The 1,105-nt window shown below is 53.0% G+C and carries 1 protein-coding gene; it reads left to right on the plus strand.

What is annotated here, in order from left to right; translation table 11 throughout:
* Positions 1-1,105 (plus strand): TM0106 family RecB-like putative nuclease (locus H6570_22650; protein ID MCB9322093.1); only part of this gene is annotated, 1,105 nt, incomplete at both ends.

Consider the following 1,105-nt stretch of genomic DNA (forward strand, 5'->3'; position numbering starts at 1 on the left):
TCGCCACCTCAAAAAGCAGTTTGGAGCGATGATCGGTACGGAAGAACTAGAAAATTCCTATCCTGATCCGGTCCCGCACTGCGAACAATGCACCTGGTGGAAGCGCTGTGAAAAGCAACGCCGCGACGACGATCACCTGACCTATGTCGCCGGCATCTCGCGGATGGCAATCGCAGAATTATCCGGTAATGGCATCACCAAATTAAATGAACTGGCCAGTAAGGAGCCCACCTTCCGCCCACACCGCGGACAAAAAGAGACTTATATCAAGCTGCATCAGCAGGCCAATATCCAGGACCGCGGCAGAACCCAACACGAAAACCTCTATGAATTACTTCCGGTAATCCAGGATGAGGGAGCACCCCGGAAAGGATTTCTTTTGCTTCCCGAACCAAGCCCGGGTGATGTCTACCTGGACCTGGAATCCGATCGCTTTCTGGAAGATGGCGGACTGCAATACCTCTTTGGGGTAGTCCTTAAAGATGATAACCAGGACTGGACCTACCAGGCCCGCTGGGCACTGAATGGTGCGGAAGAAAAGGAGCAGTTTGTTGAATTGATCGACTGGCTGCATGCCCGGCGGGAGGCAAATCCGGATATGCACATTTACCACTTCGCACCTTACGAGCCGGCGACCCTAAAGCGGCTGATGACCAAACACAATACGCACATCCAGGAGGTGGATCAATTGCTGCGTGGCGAACGGTTCATCGACCTGTACCAGGTCTTACGGCATGCCATCCGGGCCAGTGTAGAGTCGTATTCGCTCAAAGAGATGGAGCGATTTTATGGATTTGAACGGGAAACGCCATTACAGGAAGCCGGACAAGCATTGCGGGCTCTGCAATCCAGCCTGGAGATCGGCGATGCCACCCTGGACGAAGCCATTAGCTATACGGTGGAGCGCTACAACGAAGAAGATTGTTATTCCACACTACACCTGCATCGTTGGCTGGAGGCACTGCGGAATGAGTTGATTGGAAAAGGCATAAGCATCCACCGTCCGCTACCAAAAGACGGCGAAGCCAATGAAGAAATCACTGAACGTGAAGCCCGCTTAAATGCACTACGGGATGCCATCAAGAACATGCTGCCGGCTGACCCA

It is taken from the genome of Lewinellaceae bacterium (assembly GCA_020636135.1).
Lineage (GTDB): Bacteria > Bacteroidota > Bacteroidia > Chitinophagales > Saprospiraceae > JAGQXC01.